Consider the following 17,980-nt stretch of genomic DNA (forward strand, 5'->3'; position numbering starts at 1 on the left):
GGCATTGCCAGCGATAGAGACGCACCTTTCGGCGCGCCTCTCGCGTCTCGTCAGTGTGATCACTCCACCGGCAGGCGGTAGACCGAGACCATGTCGCCCACCGAGGGCTTGAGGATGGAGTTCCCGCCCGACACGAAGGCGACGTATTGCGCGCCGTCATGTTCGTAGATCGCCGGGTTAGACACCGAGGGCGCCTCGGTGAGGTCTTCCCAGAGTTCCTCGCCGGTCTGCAGATCGTAGGCGCGGACCTTGGCATCCATGGTGGCGCCGATGAAGATCAGCCCCGAGGCGGTCACTGCGGGTCCGCCGATGGTGGGCGACCCCCACATCTCCGGCATGTAGAAGCCATAGCGCTGCGACGAGCCGAACGGTTTGCGCCAGACGATCTCGCCGGTGCTCATGTCGATGGCCGCCAGTTCGCCAAAGGGCGGCTTCCAGCAGGGCATGCCCCAGCGGTTCAGCGCGGTCTTGAGCGACATGCCGTAGGGCGCGCCCGTCTGCGGGTGGAAGCCGCTTTCACCCGGGCCGGCCTCGCCGTTGATGCGGTCGTATTCCTCGCGCTCGTAGAGCTGGATGTACTGCACCACGTGGCTGAGATTGACCACCGCGAGCTGGCGCTCCGGGTCGAAGCCCACGCCGCCCCACTGCACCACGCCGGCGGAATTCGGATAGGCCCCGGCCCCGGCGCCCTCGGTGGTGGGCGGCTGGTACATGCCGGCATATTGCATCTCGTCCCAGAGCGCCGAGCACTCGCCGAAGGAGGCGATATCGGCGAGGGGCCAGACGTCGGGCAGCGTCGACTGGTCGATCAGCGGCGCTGGCACGGTCGGGAAGGGCTGGGTCGGGGGATAGCGCTCGCCCTCGATGTCGCCGGCGGGGACCGCGCGTTCCTCGATCGGCCAGATATCCTCGCCGGTCTCGCGGTTGACCACGAAGAGGAAGCCCATCTTGGTGGCCTGCATCAGCGCCGGGATCTCCTCGCCGTCGACGGTGATGTCCATCAGCGTGGGCGCCGAGTTGATGTCATAGTCCCAGATGTCGTGATGCACCCATTGCCGCGACCAGATCACCTCGCCGGTCTCGATGTCGAGCGCCGTGGTCGAGGTGGCATAGGGGATATCCTCGGTGCGGTTGCCGCCCCAGTAGTTGGGCGACGGCGAGGCCACCGGCAGGTAGACGATGCCGCGCTCCTCGTCGGCGCTCATCGCGGTCCAGACATTGGCGGTGCCGGTGCGTTCGCGGATCTCTTCGGGGATGGTGTCGAAGGTCCATTCCAGCTCGCCCGTCTGCGCGTTGACCGAGAACACCGAGCCCGGAGGCGCCTCGGCCCAGTCCCAGTCATTGCCGGCCCAGCCGATGATGACGTGATCGTCGACGATGGTGGGTGGCTGCAGCAGGGACAGCGGCCAGCGGTCGTTGACGGTGTTCCACTGGTTCACGTCGAGCACGCCGCCATCGGCAAAGTCCTCGCAAAGCGCGCCGTCATCGGCGTCGAGCGCGAAGAGCTGCGCGTCCATGGTGCCGAGATAGACGATGCGCTGGCAGGCCTCGCCCTCGACCGGCTCGGCGGCCTCCCAGTAGGCCACACCACGGTTTTTCAGGGCGGGCTGGGTCAGCGCCTCGAGGGTCGACTGGCTGTCGAAGGACCAAACCTCTTCGCCGGTGGCGGGATCGACCGCGAGCACCCGGTAGAACGGCGTCCCGATATAGAGCAGGTCGTTGGCGTAGATCGGCGTCGCCGACCAGACCGTCGCCGGCAGATCGCCGGAGCCGTCCGAGACGTCACCGGTCTCGAGCCGCCAGGCAAGCTCCAGCTCGCCGACATTCTCGGGCGTGATCTGGTCAAGCGGCGAGTACTTGGCGCCCGAAACCTGACCGTGGAAGCTCGGCCAGCCGGGCCCGGAGGCCGGCACCTTCGCATCCGAAGAGGGCCGGGCCTGCGCGGTCTCGCTCTCGGGCTCGGCAGGGGTGTCCTCCGACGCGGCCTCCGCGCTGTCGGCTGAGGGCTCTTCCGACGCTGCCGCATCGTCTTCGGCGGTGTCAGGCTCGGCCGCGTCGCGGGCTGGCGCGGCGTCACCCTCAGCACCCGCCTCCGCGGGTTCGGCGGGCGCATCGTCCGCGTCGGCGGCCTCTGGCTCCGGCGCGGCCTCCTCAGACGCGGGCACACCGGTCTCCGGCGCCGCGGCCTCGGGTTCGCCGGTCGGCCCAGGGGTATCTTCCTGCTGTGCGAAGACGGGTACGGCAAGCAGGGTCAGGATGGCGGTGGATCGCAAAAGACGGTTCATGCGACATCTCCTTCCGGTCCGGAAACGGCGGCCAGCCAGCCCACGGCGCAGAGCCCGAGCGCGGCCAGCATGATCCACTGGTGCAGCAACCATGCGGCGAAGGCGGTGAGAACGATGCCAAGCGCCAGAAGCAGCATCAGCACGAACCGGGCGCCGCGGCTGCGGGCACGCACCATCAGCGCGCCACCGAAAAGAATGCAAAGCGCTCCGAAGGCGGCCGCGAGCGGCCCCCAGACTCCGGTAACGCCGGTGAGCGGGGCGAAATAGCCGTAGAGACCGCAGCCGATGGCAACGATCGCAAAGACCATTATGACCGTGAGGCCATGGCGATATGACATGAGTGGCTCCTGTTCATGTGTCAGGGGCGATGCGCCGGGGAGCAGCACGCCGCCACACGCATGAGGAGTAGGGCGACACACGGCGCTGACAAATAATTGAGAGCTTTTCGTGAGAATTGCCCGTGACGGCAGATCGGCGGGAACTCGCTGGCGTGACGGCGGGTTGATCTCCGATAGCCTTTGCCGACCGGAGCCAGTCATGCCCGCAGAGACCTCTTTCGCCTCCCGCCCCGCCGAACTCGGTCGGGCCAGCTTGAAGGCCGCCGCCCTGCGCGTGAAGGACGGGATCGGCGAGGACCGCCTTAGCCTGATCGCCGCCGGGGTCGCCTTCTTCGGGCTTCTGGCCATCTTCCCGGCGATCACGGCGCTGATGGCCGTGGCCGGGCTGTTCCTGACCCCGGCCGACGTGACCGACCAGATCCAGCAGATCTCGGCCATGCTGCCGGACCGCGCCGCCGAGATCGTCATCGATCAGGCCAAGAGCGTTGCCGGGTCGGACCAGGGCGGGCTCGGTCTCGCGGCTCTGCTGGGCCTCGGGCTGGCGCTCTACTCGGCCTCCGCCGGTGTGGGCAACCTCGTGGCCGGGCTCAACGTCGCCTATGGCGAACGCGAGAGCCGGGGCTTCGTCAAGCTGAAGCTCACCACCATGGCGCTGACCTTCCTCTTGATCGTCGGCCTTGTGCTGGCCTTTGCCGGGGTGCTGATCCTGCCCGGCGTCCTCGCGGTGATCCCCCTGGGTGGCACGGCGGAATTGCTCGTCTCGGGCCTGCGCTGGGTTCTGCTGCTGGGCTTCACGGTGCTCGCCGTGGCGCTGATCTATCACTTCGGCCCCGACCGCCGCCCGGCGCGCTGGCGCTGGGTCACGCCTGGGGCCGCCATCGCCTGCCTCCTGTGGATCGTCACCTCGGTGGGCTTCTCGATCTACGCGGAGAATTTCGGCAGCTATCAGGAAACCTTCGGATCGCTCGCCGGGGTGGTCATCCTGCTGTTCTGGCTCTGGATTTCGGCCTTCGTGGTCCTGCTTGGCGGGAAGATCAACGCCGAGCTCGAGCATCAGACCCGCGCCGATACAACGCGCGGTCCGCGCCTTCCGATGGGCGAGCGCGGCGCCGTCGTCGCCGACACCACGCCCGAGGGCTGAGCCTCAGGGCGCCAGCTGCCCCGCCACACGCTCGGCAATCGCCAGCGACGCGGTCAGCCCCGGGCTTTCGATACCGAAGAGATTCACGAGCCCCGCCACGCCGTGAGCCTCCGGCCCGTCGATGCGGAAATCTGCCGCCGGCTCACCAGGGCCCGAGAGCTTGGGCCGGATGCCGCAATAGGTCGGCGCGAGCGCGCCTGCCGGCAGCGCCGGCCAGTACCTGCGGATCTCGGTCTCGAAATGCCCGGCGCGCGCGCCATTGACCCGATAGTCGACGCCGTCGATCCACTCCACATCCGGCCCAAACCGCATGCCGCCGCCCAGATCGAGCGTCAGGTGCACGCCGAGACCGCCGGGCTCGGGCACCGGGTAGATCAACCGCGAAAACGCCGCCCGCCCGGGGAGCGCGAAATAATTGCCGCGTGCGTAGAGGGTCGTTGGGACGTGGGCCGCGCCAAGACCTTCGATGCGCGCCGCAAGCTCGGAGGCATGAAGCCCGGCGGCATTCACGAAGCGCGCGCAGCCCATGGTGAAGCGCTCGCCGCTGGCGACATCCTCGCTGGTCACCTCGAACCCGTCAGCCGTCGCCCGCACCCCGGCAACCCGCGTCCCGAGGCTCAGGAGCGCGCCGGCCTGTTCCGCCTGCCCCAGCAGCGACAGCATCAGCGCGTGGCTGTCCACGATCCCTGTGGAGGGCGAGAGAAGCGCCGCCTTGCAGGCAAGCTCGGGCTCCATGGACAGAGCCTCGTCCGCCGGGATCAACCGCAGATCATGCACCCCCGCCGCCTTGGCCTTGGCACGGATCCCTTCCAGCGCAGAAACCTGCTCGTCTGAGGTCGCCACGATCAACTTGCCGCAGCGCCTGTGTGGCACGTCGAAGGCCTTGGCATAGTCGTAGAGCCGCGCCTTGCCCTCGACGCAGAGCTGCGCCTTCAGGCTGCCGGTGGGATAGTAGATGCCGGCGTGGATCACCTCGGAGTTCCGCGACGAGGTGCCGGTGCCAAAGGCGTCCTCTGGTTCCAGGATCAGAACCTCGACGCCTCGCTGCGCGAGCGCCCGTGCGATGGCGAGCCCGACGACGCCCGCGCCGGCAATGATGCAATCGACCTTGTCCATGCAGCGCTCATGCCATCGCGGCCCGGTCCGGGCAAGATCAGAGCGTGACACGCGCTCAGATCCACGCCCCATGGCGCGCCCGCGCTTCGGATGCTTTCCCCGATCTTACCCGTCGTCCAAGGCGTTGCGCGAAGACAACCGCCGACTAGGCGGGCTCAGCGCGCCGCTGGGCCGTGACGCGGCCAAACAGCATCAACAGCAGAAGAACCGGCGCCGGTTGCAGGTTCCACGCAAAGGCCGCGAGATAGCAGAGGTAGGGCAGGAACCACGCCACGTACCAGGCGATCTGCGCCACCGATTCCGAACGCGTCGGGAACAGCCCCTTCGGATCCCCGACCCAGAGCACCAGCATGACCTGCAAGATCACGAGGTCATAGTAGAAGCTGTAGGGCAGCAACAGGAACGTGCCGAGGCTGAACCACGTGATCCAGTCGCGCAACGTGCCCCCCTGCCCCGGCCAGCTGCGCCAGAGCAGCAGCAGCGTCAGCACCGCAACGCCCCCGTGCTGCAGGTAGGCCGCACCGGTCTCGAGCCCTGCAAGGCGCCCGGCGATGAACGCGGTCGGCATCAGCTTGAGCAAGAGCCCGCGCCACTCTTCCACCACCACCCGCTGCTGCGCGGTGGTCTCGGTGAGGAACAGGCGCCAAGGCTCGGCCCCGTAGAGCGCCAGTGTCAGCGCGACGATCACCGACAGGCAGACCGCCCCCGCCGCCACGATGCGCCATTGCCGACGCAGCAGCACCATCGGCAGCGCCAGCAGCCCAAGATGCGGCTTGACCGTGAGCAGCGCCCAGCACAGCCCTGCCCCCAGCCAGCGCCGCCGTTCGGCCAGCGTCAGCGCCAGCAGCAGCAGCCCGGCGGTATAGGTGCCGTTCTGCCCGGCCAGAAGGTTGACCGTCACCGCCGGGGACAGCACGATCGGCAGAAGCCACGCCAGCGGCACCCCGGCAAGCCGTGCCCCGACGCAGGTCAGCGCCACACCGAGCAGCGTCCAGAGCCCCAGCGCCACGAAATACGGCAGGCTCGCGGCGAGCTGCGCCACCGGGAACATGTGCGGCGGGTAGGACCAGTTGTGGATCGTGTAGTCGCGCCCGAGATGCGCCCGCATCGCCTCGGCATAGGCCTGCTGGTCGAACAGCGTGGTCATCTCGCCCTGCCCCAGCAGGGTGCCGGCGAAATGCAGGTTGAGGAAATCCCGGCCCAGCAGCAGACCGGCGGCGTCGAAGCCGCCCGCCTGCAGGCCGGAAAGATACAGCAGGTAAAGCGCCCCGGTGGCGACAAGGGTCAGCAGCAGCGTCGCGAAATATGCAAGCGACCGCGGATGTCCCGACGACACATTTCCTGATGACACGACGGCTCTCCGAGTTCGATCTTTCGGACGAAACCTGTCGAAGGGCCGGGCGCATCGCAAGCGCTGCCTCAGCGCCGCGCAGTCGTGCTCGGCAAGGTGTCGCGTTTTTGCCCGCGACCTGGCGTGAGCCCCCCGCCCTCGCACACGAGGACGGGGGAAGATCAGAAGCGGATCAGCCGATGATGCCGTTCAGCGTGCCCGACGGACGCATCACGGATGCGGTCTTGACCGCGTCGCCGTGGTAGTAGCCGCCGAGATCCACAGCCTTGCCCTGTGCCGCCGAAAGCTCGCCGACGATGGCGGCTTCGCTCGCGACCAGCGCCGTGGCGATGGGCTCGAAATGCGCCTTCAGCTCGGCATCGGTTGACTGCTCGGACAACGCCTGCGCCCAGTAGCGGGCGAACCAGTAGTGGCTGTCGCGGTTGTCTGGCTCACCGACCTTGCGCGAGGGCGAGCGGTTCTCGTCGAGGATGCCTTGCGTGGCGATGTCGACCGCCTCGCCCAGCACCCGCGCCTTCTCGTTGCCGGTCTGGTCGGCGTAGAACTTGAAGCTTTCGCCAAGCGCGCAGAATTCGCCAAGCGAGTCCCAGCGCAGGTGGTTCTGCTCCATGAGCTGCTGCACGTGCTTGGGTGCCGAGCCGCCGGCGCCCGTCTCAAACAGGCCGCCGCCGTTCATCAGCTTGACGATCGACAGCATCTTGGCCGAGGTCGCAAGCTCGAGGATCGGGAACAGGTCGGTGAGGTAGTCGCGCAGCACGTTGCCGGTGATCGCGATGGTGTTCTCGCCCTTGGTGATGGTCTCGAGCGAGGCGATGGTGGCTTCGCGCGGCGCCATGATCTCGAACTTGTCGGCCACGCCCTTGGCCTCGAGGATCGGCTTCACGTAGGCGATCAGCTCGGCATCGTGGGCGCGGTTGGCGTCGAGCCAGAAGATGGCGCGGTAGCCGGTAGCCTTCTGACGCTCGATGGCAAGGTTCACCCAGTCCTCGATCGGCGCCTTGCGGGCCGAGGCCGAACGCCAGATGTCGCCCGCTTCGACCGCGTGGCTGTGCAGCACGGTGCCGTCGTCGAGGATCATCTTCACGGTGCCTGCCGAGGGGATCTCGAAGGTGGTCGGGTGCGAGCCGTACTCTTCCGCCTTCTGCGCCATCAGGCCGAGGTTCTGCACGGTGCCGGCGGTGGCCGGGTCGAGCTTGCCGTTGGCCTTGAAGAACTCGATCGCGGCGTCATAGACCGGCGCGTAAGAGTTGTCGGGGATCACGCAGTTGGTGTCGTGCTGCGCGTTGTCCGGGCCCCAGCCCTTGCCGCCGTCGCGGATCAGCGCCGGCATCGAGGCGTCGATGATCACGTCGGAGGGCACGTGCAGGTTGGTGATGCCCTTGTCCGAATTGACCATGTACATCGGCGGGCGCGTTTCGCGTACCTCCTCGATGGCCTTGAGGATCTCGGGCTCGTCCTTGACCCGCTCGAGCAACGCACCGAGGCCGCCGTTGGGGTTCACGCCCAGCTCTTCCATCTTGGCGCCGTACTTTTCGAACACCGGCTTGAGCCACTCCTTGACCGCGTGGCCGAAAATGATCGGGTCGGAGACCTTCATCATGGTGGCCTTCATGTGCAGCGAGAACAGCGTGCCCTCGGCCTTGGTCTTCTCGATCTCTTCCGCGAGGAAGGCGTCGAGCGCCTTGGCCGACATGTAGGTCGCATCGACCACGGTGCCCTCGGGGTAGGAGACGCCCTCTTTCAGGACGGTCTCGCCCTCGGAGGTCTCGAGCACGATCTTGGCGGTCGCGGCCTTGGGCAGGGTCGCCGACACTTCGTTCGAGAAGAAGTCGCCACCCGACATCGAGGCCACGCGGGTCTTGCTGTCGGAGGTCCACTCGCCCATGCGGTGCGGGTTGGACTGGGCGTAGTTCTTCACGGCAGCCGCGGCGCGGCGGTCGGAGTTGCCCTCGCGCAGCACCGGGTTCACCGCCGAGCCCTTGATGGTGTCATACTTGGCGCGCACGGCCTTTTCCTCGTCGGTGGACGGGGAATAGGGGTAGTCCGGCAGTGCGTAGCCCTGCTCCTGCAGTTCCTTGACCGCGGCGACGAGCTGCGGCTCGGACGCCGAGATGTTGGGCAGCTTGATGACGTTCGCTTCGGGCTTCTTCACCCACTCGCCGAGCCATGCGAGGTCGTCCGACTGCTTCTGTTCGTCGGTCAGCACCTCGGGGAAGGTCGAGATGATGCGGCCGGCGAGCGAAATGTCCTTGGTCCCGACGCTGATTCCCGCCGCGGACGCGAAGCTCTGGATGATCGGCAAAAGCGAGGCCGAGGCCAGCTCGGGCGCTTCGTCTACCTTTGTATACACAATGTCGGGAGTGTTCTGGTCGGCCATGGTACTTTCGCTCCTCCGATGGATCTGGGGGGATGCCGATAAGCGGCAGGGGTGGTTGGGCAAGGGCTTAACATCCCCTTAGCGGGGCAGAAAGCCCCTATTGGCGGTGTTAGCGCGCAGGGCGGAGGGGAGACGCGCATCGCCTGCCCGAGCGATGGCGATGCGCCTGCCGAACGTCCCGGTTTCTCCCGTCCACCTTCGAAAGACCTCGACAGGCGGCGCCAGCGTCACCAGATCGCCAGTCCCGGCGGCGTCACCTTGGCTTTGCGCGCAGAGGCTCAGCCCTTGCGCCGCCGGGTCATCCCGTAGGCCGGGTCATAGCCCACCAGCGCCAGCCCGAAGAACACCACGAAACTCAGACAGACCCAGAGCAGCGCCCAGCCGTTGAGCTCGAGATAGAGCGCAAAACGGATCAGCTCGACCGCGTGGGTGAACGGATTCCAGGCGCAGATGTCGCGCAGCAGGGTCGAGCTCTCGGCCATCTTCCAGAGCGGGTAAAGCGCCGTCGACAGGAAGAACATCGGGAAGATCACGAAGTTCATCACCCCCGCGAAATTCTCGAGCTGGCGGATGGTCGAGGAGATCAGCAGCCCCAGCGCCCCCAGCATCAGCCCCGAGACCAGCAGCGCCGGCAGCACCAGCGCATAGCCCGCCAGCGGCAGCACGATGCCGAACCCGGCCGCGATGGCGAGGAAGACATAGACCTGCAGGATCGACACCGCCACGCCCGCAAGCAGCTTGGAGAAGAGCAGCCACCAGCGCGGCAGCGGCGAGGTCAGCAGCAACCGCATCGAGCCCATTTCCTGATCGTAGACCAGCGACAGCGAGGACTGCATCCCGTTGAACAGCTGGATCATGCCGCACAGCCCCGGCACGATATAGACCTCGTAGGTGATGTAGGTCTGATAGGGCGGGATGATCGACAGCCCCAGCGCCGCGCGGAATCCGGCGGCGAAGACCACCAGCCAAACCAGCGGCCGGACGAGTGCGGCGAGAAAGCGCGAGCGCTGATGGATGAAGCGCAGCGCCTCGCGGCGAATGATCGCGAGCATGGCGGTGAGATAAAGGCTCATCGTGTCTCCTCCCCGCCGGTCATCTCGATGAAGACCTCGGCCAGCGGCCGGCCCTCGCGCAGCTTGGCGGCGGCGCGGTGCGCCAGCACCCGGCCCCGGTGCAGCACCACCACGTCGTCGTAGTCGCGGATTTCGTCCACCAGGTGCGTGGCCCAGAACACCGTGAGCCCGCGCTCGGCCAGCCCGTGCACGTGGTCGACGATGGCCTGACGGCTCTTGAAATCGAGCCCCACCGTCGGCTCGTCGAGCAGCAGCACCTCGGGCTCGTGGATCAGCGCGCGGGCGATCTCCATGCGGCGGCGGTGGCCGCCGTTGAGGTCGCGCACCTTCTCGCCCGCCCGCTCGACCATGCCAAGCTGCGCCAGCGCGCGCTCGGAGCGCGCCTGCGCCTCGCGCCCGGATATGCCGTGCAGCGCCGCGAAGTACCGCATGTTGCGCATCACCGACATGTCGAGATCCAGCGTCGGCTGCTGGAACACCACGCCGATCTTCGACAGCGCCGCGCGCGGCTCGCGCGCCAGATCGTGCCCGGCAACCGAGATCCGCCCCTCGCGGCTGACGAAAAGCCGGGTGAGCAGCGAAAACAGCGTCGACTTGCCGGCACCGTTGGGGCCAAGCAGCGCGGTGAACTTGCCCGGCCGCAGGGCAAAGCTTACCCCGTCGAGTGCGCGCTTGGCACCAAAGCTGTAGCCGAGGTCATTGATTTCCAGAGCGGTCATGCGGGCCTTTTGCGTGTCATTGTTGTCGTGGGCGTTTCGCCGGGCATCACCCGCGCCATCGGCGCACCCGACGCTCCCAGGGTTGCAGCACCAGCCACTCCACCGCCAGCATCACCGCGATGAAGGAGAAGGCGTAGACCAGCACCATGGCCACGTCGAAGAGCTGGAAATACAGGTGGATCTGGAAACCGACGCCGTTCGAGCGGCCAAGGAACTCGACCACCAGCACGATCTTCCAGATCACCGCGACGCCCGAGCGCGCGGCGGCGGTGACAAAGGGCGCGAGCTGCGGCAGCACCACGTGGCGCATCCGCGTGGCCCAGGGCATCCGGTAGACCCCGGCCATATCGTCGAGCCCCGGGTCGAGCGCCCGGGCGCCCTCGCGGATCACCGTGGCGACGTTGGGGATCTTGTTGAGTGTGACGGCCGCGATGGCGGCGGTCTCGGTGAGACCGATCCAGAGATAGCACAGCACGATCAGCACCAGCGCCGGCAGGTTGAGGAAGATCACCAGCCACGGATCGAGCCAGCGATCCAACGCCGGAAGCCGCCCCATCGCCAGCCCCAGCGCGATGCCGAGGCTCATCGCCAGCACGAAGGCCCAGGCCACCCGACCGAGCGTGCGGCCCAGGTGAAAGAGCAACTCGCCCGAGCTAAGCGCCTGCACGAAGGGCTCGATCAGGTCCCATGGCTGCGGCAGCACCTGCGCGTCATCGGTCAGCGTGGCGGCCAGGACCCACAGCAGCACCAGCCCGCAGAGCGAGATCGCGGTCACCGCGACGCCCCCGGGCGCCCGGCCCGTGGCGCTCCCCGTGCGCTGCCAGCGCTCGGCCGTATCTTGTCCCTGCACGGGTCTCCTCCCCCTGCCTCCGGCGGGAAGCGTGGCCGCTTGTCCGGGCGGCGTCAATTGCTCCTAAGGGAGGAGGCGCATTTTCGTCGGGATCACCGCAGGATGGGCGAAATTGCCCAGGCTGCGATGCGCCCTCGCAACCACGGGTAAGACAGGCGCTACGCTCGCAAAGTCACAAACTCCGGGGACCGGAAAGGATCAAAGAAGGAGTCACGCGGCCGGCCCTCCCGACAGGGCCGCGTGACGGGATCAGACCTCTTTCTCGTTCGGGTTGACCATCTGGCATTTCCAGCCGGTCACCCGAAAGGCCGGATGCGTCTCGGTCCATTTCGCAAGCTCGGGCTGCGCGCCCATCATGCAGGTCATGGGAGAAATGTCGGTGAACAGCAGGCTGCGTTCCTGGCACTGATCTGGCGCTGTGGACAGGCAGGCCACAAAGAGAAGCTCAATCATGTTTGCCTCGTGGGTTGGGACGTGATGCAGTGTCAGAGTCACGCAGGCAGGATGAAAATGGGTTCAAAGCGTTTGTGTCAGCGATGCTGCAATGCAGCATTAGACGGATTTTTCGGCAGTGAATGCCCCAAAATGCCACATTTTGGGCGTTAAATAAAGGTAAACAAAGCTGACCAAATGTTAACGCGCCGCTTGCCGCCCCTGTCGCTCAAGGCCCGCCTCGGGCTTGCCGCGGGCCTTCTGACCCTGACCACCCTGCTCACCGCGGCCATGGTGGTGCTCGGCATGGCGCAGGTCTCCGACCGGCTCGACAGCGCGCTCGCTGCCGAACGCCGGCTCGAGGAATACGCCGCGCTCTCCACCCAGGTCTCCACCTTTATCGTGGTCGCCGCCGAGGTCATCCAGCGTGGCCAGCCGCCCGAGGTGCGCGCCGAGCGCACCGACACCATCGCCGCCAACATGCGCCGGACCTTTACCCGGCTGCGTGCCGGGCTCGATGCCGAGGTCACCAGCGCCGAGAGCCTCGGACTCGACGCCCAGACCCGCCGCGCCACGCTGTCTCTGTCGATCGCCCGTATGGAGGCACGCTTTGCTCAGGCCCATGACGGTCTGATCTCGGCGACAGATGACCGCGACCGCCTGCGTGCCTATCTCGACACCTTCGCCTCCGGCTTCGAGCCGCTTCTCGCCGAGGCGGTCAACGAGGAGAAACGCCTGAGGCGCGAGATCCTGACCGGCATCGACAGCCTGCGCCAGCGGCTGACCAGCGTTGCGCTCGCGATGGGACTGGCGGCGCTGCTGCTCTGCGCAGCGGTCTATCTCGGCCTCGTGCGGCCGCAGTTCCGGCGGCTCGACGCGCTGCGCGCCGCTGCGCAGCGCATCCGTGGCGAGGATTTCGCCATTCGCCTGCCCGACGACCGCCAAGACGAGATCGGCCAGCTCTACGCCGAGACCAACCGCATGGCCGAGGCGCTCGCCACCCGCGCCGAGACCGTGGCACAGGATCGCGCGCGCCTGAACCAGATCATCGACGAGCGCACCGAGGCGCTGCGCGCCGCCAACATGCGGCTCGAGCGCACTGACGAGGACCGCCGCCGCTTCTTCGCCGACATCTCGCACGAACTGCGCACACCGCTGACCGTCATCCTGATGGAGGCACAGCTCGGCCGGCAGGGCGCGCCCGACCCGCAGGCGGCCTTCGCCACCATCGAAACCCGCGCCACCCGCCTCAATCGCCGCATCGACGACCTGTTGCGCATCGCGCGGTCCGAGACCGGCCAGCTCGGGCTCGACACAGCGCCGGTGGATCTCGGCGCTCTGGTGCAGGACGCCATTGCCGAGACCGCCGCCGAACTGTCGAACGCCGGCATGACCCTCGCCGCCCCCGGCGCTCTCCCCGAGGTCACCGTCGAGGGCGACCGCAACTGGCTGCGGCAGGTGATCGTGGGCCTCATCCGCAACGCCATCCGCCACGCCCGCAGCGGCGGTGCGCTGCGCCTCGAGGTCAAGCCCGATGGCACGGTCGCAGTCAGCGACAACGGCCCCGGCATCGCGCCCGGGGATCAGGCGCGGATCTTCGACCGGTTCGCGCAAGGATCGGGCGGCACCGCGCAGGGCTTCGGTCTCGGCCTCGCGCTGGCGCGCTGGGTGGTTGAGCAACAGGGCGGCACGATCGCGGTGACGAGCCCGCTGCCCCGCGAAATCGCCCTCGGCGACGCACCCGGGACAAAAATCTCGGTTCGTCTTCCGCACGGTAGAGCCTAAGCTCTCGCCATGAAGGATGCCGCCCCCCTCCTGGTGGTCGATGACGACCCCGAGATCTGCTCGGCGCTGGCGCGCGGGCTGGGGTTGCACGGCTACGCGGTCGAGACCCGCAACCGCGCCGACACCGCCCTGCCCGAGCTGACCAGCCAGCGCTATGTCGCTGCGGTGGTCGATGTCATGCTCGGCGCCGACAGCGGCATCGAGCTGGTGCGCGCCGCGCGCGCCGGGGGCGCGCAGCTGCCCATCGTCATGCTCTCGGCGCTCTCGGAGGTCGAACACCGCGCCGCCGGACTCGAGGCGGGGGCGGATGATTACGTGGTCAAACCGTTCTCCTTCGACGAGTTGGTGGCGCGGCTCAAGGTGCAGGAGCGCCGCGTCGCCGCTCTGCGCCCCTCACCGGCCCGGCTGCGGGCGCAGGACCAGAGCCTCGTCACCGAGACCCGCTCGGAGCACCTGACGGAACGCGAATTCGCGCTGCTGGCGCTGCTGGCAGACCATGCCGGCTCCCCCCTGTCCCGCGGCACCATTTTCGATGCGCTCTGGGCGGGCGAGTCGCGCTCGGAAAACGTGGTCGACGTGTACATTGGCTACCTGCGCAAGAAGCTGCATCCTGCCTCGGATTTCGGCTTCGAGATCACCACGATGCGCAATCGCGGCTTCTGTCTGGATGGTGTTGCCCCCACCCGCTGACCCGGCGGCAGTTTGGCCTTGCGCGCTCGCGCGTGTTCGGCGCAAACACCGGGGATGCTAGGACAGGAGCGACCAATGGACCCGAGGCAGCTTGAAATGACCGTTCTGATGACGCCGGACATGGCGAATTTCAGCGGCAAGGTGCATGGTGGCGCACTTCTGAACCTGCTCGATCGTGTGGCGTTTTCCTGCGCCTCGCGGTTTTCCGGGCGCTACGCGGTGACGCTCTCGGTGGATCAGGTGACCTTCAAGCAGCCGATCAACGTCGGCGAGCTGGTGACCTTCCGCGCCGCGGTGAACCATGTCGGGCGCACCTCGATGGAAATCGGCATCCGGGTCGAGGCCGAGGACATCCGCAAGGGCACGCGGCGGCACACCAACTCGTGCTATTTCACCATGGTGGCGATGGGCGATGACGGCAAGCCGGCGCAGGTGCCGGAGCTGAAGATCCTCACCGAGACCGAGGAAAAGCGCAACCGCGCCGCCGATGTCCGCCGCCGCCTGCGCCGGCAGTTCTCCGAGGAGCTGCAAAAGGCGTCCGAGGGCTGAGGGGCCACCGAGCATTGCGGCGCCATGCGGGCTTGGGTCCGCGCTGGGGAACTGATCGCGCCTCGGCGTGACAGGCCCCTACTCCCACTCGAGCTCGGTATAGGCGACCGTGGCGTTCCGAGCGTTGAACGCCTCGAAGAGCGCCCACGCCCCCGCCTCGCTGATCCCGATCTCCTGCACAGCGTCCCCCAGCCGCATCCCCGCGTCGATCGCCGCCCGCGCATCCCGCGCCAGCACATCGAGATAGCCCAGCACCGGCGCCCCGCCCTCGGGCCAGTCGAGCACCGGACCGCCATGCCCCGGCACCAGCCGCGCCACATCTAGCCCCTGCATCTCGGTCAGCACCGCCTGCCAGCCCCGCAGGCTGCCGTCGAGCGCAGGCACGTGCCCGTCGAAGATCAGGTCTCCGGCAAAGAGCGTCCCCGTGGTCCGGTCCAGCACCGTCAGATCGGTGCTGCTATGCGCCGTCTGCCAGGCGCGCAGCTCCAGCACCCGGCCCCCTAGGTCGATCAGCGTGCCGCTCTCGACGTCGCGCGTCACCTCGGGCGCCTCGGTGCCGAGAAACAGCGGCAGGCCGATCTCGCGCTCGAAACTCTCGAGATAGTTGCCCTGCCGTTCTGCCAGCGCCCGCGCCAGCCCCGCGTGGCCCACGACCTCGGCGCCGGGGAAGACGCTGGCGCCCAGCACGTGATCGGGATGCACATGGGTGAGGATCACGTGCCGCACCGGCAGCGCCGTCTGTGCCCGGATCGCCCGCCACAGCGCCTCGCCGACCCACGCTGCCGAGCCGGTGTCGATCACCGCCACCGCCGCATCGCCGATGACGAAACCGAGGTTCGACACATCGCCGCCATTGCCAACATCCGGCTCCTCGATCCGGCCGACATGCACGAAGACCCCGGGCGCCACCTCCTCGACCGCAAGCGCCCCGCCTGCGGCCTGGCAGACCGCGCCCTCCACCGCGCGCGCCGCAAGCGCCGCCTCGCAGGCCTCCAGGCTCTCCGCCTCGTAGCCCGGCACCAGCGCCGCGCGGCAGGGCTCCCCCGCCAGCGCCGCACAGATCATCACGACCGCCTCGAACATCGCGCGCCTCCTCGCCGCAGCCTCGCGCCACACACAGGCGTGATCCACACCGACAAAGCGCTCGGTACCGTGAGTCGCAGATCTGTGGCATGATCCGACAATATCCCATGCGAGGAGGAGAAGCATGGACAGCCTCACCATTCCCGCCGCCCTTCTGGCGGCGGCCCTGGCGGTCCCGGCGCTCGCCGCCGACACCCAGAACCCTCTCACCGAGAGCCCGACATGGCAAAGCCTGCGCGCCGACGTGGTCGGCGACGCCGAGATCACCCCGGCCGACGGGCTCTTCACCATCGAGGCGCCCTACCGCGCCGAGGACGCCGCAACCGTGCCGATCCACATCGTGCAAACCGATCTCTCGGCCCGGATCGACCGCGCCACCGTGGTGATCGACGAGAACCCGGCGCCTGTCGCCGGCGCGTTCACCTTCTCGCCCGCCATGGCCCCGCTCGATTTCGAGATGCGGGTGCGGGTCAACCAATATTCCAACGTCCGCGTCATCGCCGAGACGCCCGAGGGGCTGCGCATGGGCGGGCGCTTCGTGAAGGCCTCCGGCGGCTGCTCCGCCCCCGCCACCCGTGACCCCGAGGTGGCGCTCGCCAACATGGGCCAGATGAAGCTGCGGCTCTTCGGCGAGGCCGAGGCCCCGGCCATCTCGATGCCCCGGCGCGAGGCGCAGATCCAGATCCGGCACCCGAACTATTCCGGCCTGCAGCGCGACCAGATCACCCAGCTCTTCATCCCGGCACATTTCATCGACCATCTCGAGGTCTGGCAGGGCGAGGAGAAGCTGTTCGAGATGGATGGCGGCATCTCGATCAGCGAAAATCCGGTGTTCCGCTTCAGCTATCTCGACAACGGCGCGCCAGCGCTGACGGTCCGGGCCAGTGACACCGACGGCAACACCTTCGAGACCGAGCTGCCAAAGGTTGAAAGCTAGGGCGGAGGCGGCGGCTCCGGTGCGCGCGCGCCGCCGCAAGCGGCCGGTCAGCAATCGTCACCATCTCAGGGGCTCGAGACTGAGGCCCGAGGCGACTGGACCGATGGCACCGACCAAGGGGGGCAACGCCTCAGAAGAAACACACCACCTCGGCCTCGGCCTGCGCCCGGCGCAGGTCGACCACCAGGTTGTTGGCGGCGACGGCGCTGTTGAACACGGCCATGCGCTCGCCCCCGGTAAGCCGCATCGACAGCACCGTCTCGGCCTCGACATATTGTTCGTAAGGAAGGATCGATGCAATCTCGTCGATCGAGCAGGCGCATTGCCGCAGCACCTGCCGGCTCTGCCCGTTCGACGCCATGCAGCCAAAGACGTAATCCGCCCGCGCCTCGGTCGGGTAATCGTTGAGCCGTTCGGCGACGCTCTGTGCCGCGGCCCAGCCCGGCGCGAGCATCGCCAGCCCCAGCACGACCGCGCGGATCATTGCTCCGTCACCTGCTCGAAGCGCAGCGCCGAGACGTAGCCCTCCTCGGTCCCCTGCTCCCCGGGCGCCTCGGCCACCAGGCTGAGATACCACCCCGGGACCGCATCCGACATGGTCACCCGCAGCTCGAGATCGCCAAACCCCATCATCCGGTCGCGGTTCGGATCGTCGAGGAACGGCCGCAGCGTGACCGTCCGGGTCGCCACGGTCTCGCCCCCGAACTCCGCCTCCCCGGTTTCGATCTCGGCGGGCTGCACCAGCGCCTCCTTGACCCGGTTGCGGATGTAAAAGGGCGATCCGCCGGCGGTCTCCGCCATGTCGCGGATCACGCTCTCGTAGAACACCATGATCATCGGATTGCCGACGCTGGCCGGAAAGCTGCCGAGATTGCGGTGCTTGCCATCCTGACGGAATTCCAACGTCGCCACCACCGCCTCGCCCTCCTCGAAGGACAGCGCGATGGCGCCGGTGTCGCGCTCCGCCGCCTCGGGCTTGGCGGCGTTGCGCACCTCACGGGTGTAGGTCAGCTCCGCGTCGCGGCTCACCGCGTCGAGCGTGCCGCCCTTGAACAGCAGATCATAGGTCTGCTCCGCGTCCGTCGTCGCCGCCCTGCCAGAGACCGCGAAACAGCTCAGTGCCGCCACAAGGGCCAGTGTCTTGCGCATGATGTGAATCCTCCCGAGCCCCATGCTATTCCCCCTGCCCCCCCTGTCATTGCCGACTTTTGTCGGTGCCGCGCTCCCGCGCCCCCCCGCGCCACGCGCTGCCCT

17 protein-coding genes are annotated in these 17,980 nt (G+C 67.8%); 5 read left to right on the top strand and 12 right to left on the bottom strand.

The window, feature by feature from the left end:
- Positions 1 to 59 precede the first annotated feature (59 nt).
- Both R2601_RS21225 and R2601_RS21235 read right to left on the bottom strand, forming a co-directional pair.
- Positions 60 to 2,285 carry an outer membrane protein assembly factor BamB family protein gene (locus R2601_RS21225; protein WP_007802600.1) on the bottom strand — a complete coding sequence of 742 codons (2,226 nt, stop codon included), beginning with the start codon at positions 2,283 to 2,285 and terminating at the stop codon, positions 60 to 62.
- Positions 2,282 to 2,623: a hypothetical protein gene (locus R2601_RS21235; RefSeq protein ID WP_110740111.1), complete on the bottom strand. Its 342-nt coding sequence runs from the start codon at positions 2,621 to 2,623 to the stop codon at positions 2,282 to 2,284. Before R2601_RS21235 ends, R2601_RS21225 begins: the two co-directional genes overlap by 4 nt.
- 199 nt (positions 2,624 to 2,822) lie before the next feature.
- On the opposite strand from R2601_RS21235, the gene R2601_RS21240 reads away from it, so the two are divergent.
- Positions 2,823 to 3,764, top strand: coding sequence for a YihY/virulence factor BrkB family protein (locus R2601_RS21240; RefSeq protein ID WP_007802604.1), 942 nt, complete (start codon positions 2,823 to 2,825; stop codon positions 3,762 to 3,764).
- 3 nt (positions 3,765 to 3,767) lie between these two features.
- Here R2601_RS21240 and R2601_RS21245 read toward each other — a convergent pair whose 3' ends face one another.
- The 7 genes from R2601_RS21245 to R2601_RS21275 form a co-directional block, all read right to left on the bottom strand.
- Complete coding sequence (locus tag R2601_RS21245) at positions 3,768 to 4,880, bottom strand: NAD(P)/FAD-dependent oxidoreductase (RefSeq protein WP_007802606.1); 1,113 nt, start codon at positions 4,878 to 4,880, stop codon at positions 3,768 to 3,770.
- 145 nt (positions 4,881 to 5,025) lie between these two features.
- Entirely contained in the window at positions 5,026 to 6,231 is a 1,206-nt protein-coding gene (locus tag R2601_RS21250; protein WP_144266939.1) for a glycosyltransferase family 87 protein, read from the bottom strand.
- 172 nt (positions 6,232 to 6,403) lie between these two features.
- Positions 6,404 to 8,608 (bottom strand): NADP-dependent isocitrate dehydrogenase, encoded by a 2,205-nt coding sequence (locus R2601_RS21255; protein ID WP_007802609.1) that lies wholly within the window; start codon positions 8,606 to 8,608, stop codon positions 6,404 to 6,406.
- Positions 8,609 to 8,886: 278 nt separating this feature from the next.
- Entirely contained in the window at positions 8,887 to 9,681 is a 795-nt protein-coding gene (pedC, locus tag R2601_RS21260) for a lanthanide ABC transporter permease protein PedC (protein WP_007802611.1), read from the bottom strand.
- Positions 9,678 to 10,400 carry a lanthanide ABC transporter ATP-binding protein PedB/LutE gene (pedB, locus tag R2601_RS21265; protein WP_007802613.1) on the bottom strand — a complete coding sequence of 241 codons (723 nt, stop codon included), beginning with the start codon at positions 10,398 to 10,400 and terminating at the stop codon, positions 9,678 to 9,680. Before pedB ends, pedC begins: the two co-directional genes overlap by 4 nt.
- Positions 10,401 to 10,446: 46 nt before the next feature.
- Positions 10,447 to 11,250 carry an ABC transporter permease gene (locus R2601_RS21270; protein WP_007802615.1) on the bottom strand — a complete coding sequence of 268 codons (804 nt, stop codon included), beginning with the start codon at positions 11,248 to 11,250 and terminating at the stop codon, positions 10,447 to 10,449.
- Positions 11,251 to 11,499: 249 nt separating this feature from the next.
- The gene (locus R2601_RS21275) at positions 11,500 to 11,703 is read right to left on the bottom strand and encodes a hypothetical protein (RefSeq protein ID WP_007802616.1); all 204 of its coding nucleotides are present in this window, start codon (positions 11,701 to 11,703) and stop codon (positions 11,500 to 11,502) included.
- 177 nt (positions 11,704 to 11,880) lie between these two features.
- Here R2601_RS21275 and R2601_RS21280 point away from each other — a divergent pair, with 177 nt between their 5' ends.
- The 3 genes from R2601_RS21280 to R2601_RS21290 all read left to right on the top strand — a co-directional run bounded on the left by R2601_RS21280 (position 11,881) and on the right by R2601_RS21290 (position 14,706).
- Positions 11,881 to 13,467: a sensor histidine kinase gene (locus R2601_RS21280; RefSeq protein WP_007802618.1), complete on the top strand. Its 1,587-nt coding sequence runs from the start codon at positions 11,881 to 11,883 to the stop codon at positions 13,465 to 13,467.
- A 9-nt stretch (positions 13,468 to 13,476) separates the two neighbouring features.
- The gene (locus tag R2601_RS21285) at positions 13,477 to 14,157 is read left to right on the top strand and encodes a response regulator transcription factor (protein WP_007802619.1); all 681 of its coding nucleotides are present in this window, start codon (positions 13,477 to 13,479) and stop codon (positions 14,155 to 14,157) included.
- Between the two features lie 75 nt (positions 14,158 to 14,232).
- A complete protein-coding gene (locus R2601_RS21290) occupies positions 14,233 to 14,706 on the top strand; it encodes an acyl-CoA thioesterase (RefSeq protein WP_007802621.1) in 474 nt (157 codons plus the stop codon).
- A 78-nt stretch (positions 14,707 to 14,784) separates the two neighbouring features.
- On the opposite strand, the gene R2601_RS21295 is transcribed toward R2601_RS21290, so the two are convergent.
- The gene (locus tag R2601_RS21295) at positions 14,785 to 15,789 is read right to left on the bottom strand and encodes a quinoprotein relay system zinc metallohydrolase 2 (protein WP_007802623.1); all 1,005 of its coding nucleotides are present in this window, start codon (positions 15,787 to 15,789) and stop codon (positions 14,785 to 14,787) included.
- Between the two features lie 124 nt (positions 15,790 to 15,913).
- On the opposite strand from R2601_RS21295, the gene R2601_RS21300 reads away from it, so the two are divergent.
- Positions 15,914 to 16,726, top strand: coding sequence for a quinoprotein dehydrogenase-associated SoxYZ-like carrier (locus R2601_RS21300; protein WP_007802625.1), 813 nt, complete (start codon positions 15,914 to 15,916; stop codon positions 16,724 to 16,726).
- A gap of 130 nt (positions 16,727 to 16,856) precedes the next feature.
- On the opposite strand, the gene R2601_RS21305 is transcribed toward R2601_RS21300, so the two are convergent.
- Both R2601_RS21305 and R2601_RS21310 read right to left on the bottom strand, forming a co-directional pair.
- Positions 16,857 to 17,210 (bottom strand): hypothetical protein, encoded by a 354-nt coding sequence (locus R2601_RS21305; RefSeq protein WP_007802628.1) that lies wholly within the window; start codon positions 17,208 to 17,210, stop codon positions 16,857 to 16,859.
- Entirely contained in the window at positions 17,207 to 17,875 is a 669-nt protein-coding gene (locus R2601_RS21310) for a hypothetical protein (protein WP_007802630.1), read from the bottom strand. The genes R2601_RS21305 and R2601_RS21310 overlap by 4 nt, the downstream gene beginning before the upstream one ends.
- Between the last annotated feature and the right edge of the window lie 105 nt (positions 17,876 to 17,980).

It is taken from the genome of Salipiger bermudensis HTCC2601, from assembly GCF_000153725.1.
GTDB lineage: Bacteria > Pseudomonadota > Alphaproteobacteria > Rhodobacterales > Rhodobacteraceae > Salipiger > Salipiger bermudensis.

Excerpts from the sequence above, each read along its gene's own strand:
- R2601_RS21225 (WP_007802600.1), bottom strand. The coding sequence starts at position 2,285 with ATGAACCGTCTTTTGCGATCCACCGCCATCCTGACCCTGCTTGCCGTA.
- R2601_RS21235 (WP_110740111.1), bottom strand. The coding sequence starts at position 2,623 with ATGTCATATCGCCATGGCCTCACGGTCATAATGGTCTTTGCGATCGTT.
- R2601_RS21240 (WP_007802604.1), top strand. The coding sequence starts at position 2,823 with ATGCCCGCAGAGACCTCTTTCGCCTCCCGCCCCGCCGAACTCGGTCGG.
- R2601_RS21245 (WP_007802606.1), bottom strand. The coding sequence starts at position 4,880 with ATGGACAAGGTCGATTGCATCATTGCCGGCGCGGGCGTCGTCGGGCTC.
- R2601_RS21255 (WP_007802609.1), bottom strand. The coding sequence starts at position 8,608 with ATGGCCGACCAGAACACTCCCGACATTGTGTATACAAAGGTAGACGAA.
- pedC (WP_007802611.1), bottom strand. The coding sequence starts at position 9,681 with ATGAGCCTTTATCTCACCGCCATGCTCGCGATCATTCGCCGCGAGGCG.
- pedB (WP_007802613.1), bottom strand. The coding sequence starts at position 10,400 with ATGACCGCTCTGGAAATCAATGACCTCGGCTACAGCTTTGGTGCCAAG.
- R2601_RS21275 (WP_007802616.1), bottom strand. The coding sequence starts at position 11,703 with ATGATTGAGCTTCTCTTTGTGGCCTGCCTGTCCACAGCGCCAGATCAG.
- R2601_RS21280 (WP_007802618.1), top strand. The coding sequence starts at position 11,881 with ATGTTAACGCGCCGCTTGCCGCCCCTGTCGCTCAAGGCCCGCCTCGGG.
- R2601_RS21285 (WP_007802619.1), top strand. The coding sequence starts at position 13,477 with ATGAAGGATGCCGCCCCCCTCCTGGTGGTCGATGACGACCCCGAGATC.
- R2601_RS21290 (WP_007802621.1), top strand. The coding sequence starts at position 14,233 with ATGGACCCGAGGCAGCTTGAAATGACCGTTCTGATGACGCCGGACATG.
- R2601_RS21295 (WP_007802623.1), bottom strand. The coding sequence starts at position 15,789 with ATGTTCGAGGCGGTCGTGATGATCTGTGCGGCGCTGGCGGGGGAGCCC.
- R2601_RS21300 (WP_007802625.1), top strand. The coding sequence starts at position 15,914 with ATGGACAGCCTCACCATTCCCGCCGCCCTTCTGGCGGCGGCCCTGGCG.
- R2601_RS21305 (WP_007802628.1), bottom strand. The coding sequence starts at position 17,210 with ATGATCCGCGCGGTCGTGCTGGGGCTGGCGATGCTCGCGCCGGGCTGG.
- R2601_RS21310 (WP_007802630.1), bottom strand. The coding sequence starts at position 17,875 with ATGCGCAAGACACTGGCCCTTGTGGCGGCACTGAGCTGTTTCGCGGTC.